The sequence below is a fragment of the Erwinia sp. PPS120 genome (assembly GCF_047918655.1).
Taxonomy (GTDB): domain Bacteria; phylum Pseudomonadota; class Gammaproteobacteria; order Enterobacterales; family Enterobacteriaceae; genus Erwinia; species Erwinia tasmaniensis_A.
Genome location: NZ_JBLREF010000046.1, coordinates 27,534 through 29,051, shown reverse-complemented (window position 1 = coordinate 29,051; position 1,518 = coordinate 27,534). Strand labels below are relative to the sequence as shown.

4 protein-coding genes are annotated in these 1,518 nt (G+C 53.8%); all 4 read left to right on the top strand.

All coding sequences use genetic code 11. The annotated features are described in order from the left end of the window. Nucleotides 1-382: ClpB D2-like domain containing protein (locus ACLRGG_RS20000; RefSeq protein ID WP_503827133.1), on the top strand; the 382-nt coding region annotated here is incomplete at its 5' end. 1 nt (nt 383) lies between these two features. Beyond that, nucleotides 384-989, top strand: a complete 606-nt coding sequence (locus ACLRGG_RS19995; RefSeq protein WP_416251402.1) for a DUF2778 domain-containing protein — start codon at nt 384-386, stop codon at nt 987-989. After that, a complete protein-coding gene (locus tag ACLRGG_RS19990) occupies nt 986-1,213 on the top strand; it encodes a hypothetical protein (protein ID WP_416251401.1) in 228 nt (75 codons plus the stop codon). Before ACLRGG_RS19995 ends, ACLRGG_RS19990 begins: the two co-directional genes overlap by 4 nt. A 79-nt stretch (nt 1,214-1,292) precedes the next feature. Continuing rightward, nucleotides 1,293-1,518: hypothetical protein (locus tag ACLRGG_RS19985; RefSeq protein WP_503827132.1), on the top strand; the 226-nt coding region annotated here is incomplete at its 3' end.

The following is a 1,518-nucleotide window of genomic DNA, read 5'->3' as shown; positions in this document are numbered from 1 at the left end:
AAAAAACCACACCCTAGATATGAGAACCAGTCTCGTGGGCTCGGAGATGTGTATAAGAGACAGCTACCGACCGCTGAATGAGACAGCGATGCGCACCATCGTGGAGATGAAAGTTGACCAGGTGAGTCAACGCCTGCACCGGCATTATGGTCTGAAAACGGAAATCGATGAGAGTCTGTATGACGCCCTGACCGTCGCCTGCCTGCTGCCGGACACTGGCGCGCGCAACGTCGACAGCCTGCTCAACCAGCAAATTCTGCCGGTGCTGAGCCAGCAACTGCTGACCCATATGGCGGCAAAGATGAAACCGCAGTCGCTGGCGCTCGGCTGGAGTGATGAAGAAGGCATTGTGCTGGCGTTTAATGATGTACACGGAGGCTAAAATGCAGATTTGCATGATGGATTACGGCAACCTGTCGGCGGATGGCAAAACGGCGTACCTGAAATGCTACGGCATCGGGACGTTTGAAGTGTTGTCGGGTATTGAACGTTATATCAATAACCCTGACTGCGCTGACCATGAAAAAGCCGCTATTCCTGTCGGGACTTACTGGGTCACTGACCGGCCTGCTGGCAGTCTCTACAACCGGGTGCGGGCAGAAACGATTGATGCCTGGCATGGTTACCGAAATCACCATTCTGAATGGTTTGCCCTGTTCAGCGATAAAACCAGGAAAGACAGCCTGAATGTGAATGGTTTAAACCGGACCGGGTTTCGCCTCCACCCACTGAACAGCGACGGAACCGGTGTGTCATGGGGCTGTATAACTCTGCGTCGCTACAGTGACTTCCAGCATCTGCGCCGCCTGTTGCTGAACCGCGGTATGTTTCCGGTTCCGGGTGGCAACGGCCTGATGGCCTGGGCTCGTATCGACGTGCGTGGCACCCCGGACTATAGCCTGTGTGATAAAGAGACTGAAGAAAGGCTGGAGGCTGAGAAACGACGAATACAGCAGGCTCTGAAGAAGCGAGCGGAGAATGCCGAATGAAAATTCTGCTTTTTATCGTGCTGTTCTGGATGGGGATCCACTTCGTTCCTGATGCATGGGTTGCGAGTTTTGTGAAGGCCCATATCCAGATTAGCGGCGACGGGGAGGAAGCGATGGACAGCTTCGAAATGCATATCATCGTGATTAAGGCAACGCTGTGTGCAGTTGGAGCATTTCTCCTGATGAAGCTGTGCCTCTGGTGGCGAAAGCGCCTGAAAAAATAATCTGACCTCACTTTCACTGCTCTTTGCCGGCACGTGTCGGCCCTGATGGAATAACCGATTACATAATGGAGTCAACGGCATGAGCCTGACAGATACCCTGAAGACGTTGGCGGCCACCGTCGCCGGAAAAACCCTGAACCGCTATCGCCTGGAGGTTCCTTCCTGTACGGCAGATATCGACGTGGAAGATTTCAGCGGGTCGAAAGCGATGAGCGAGCTTTACAGCTACACCATTAATTTCACCAGTGCGGAGAAGAACATCGATGCCCGCCAGATGCTGAGCAAGCCGGCAACGCTGACCATGG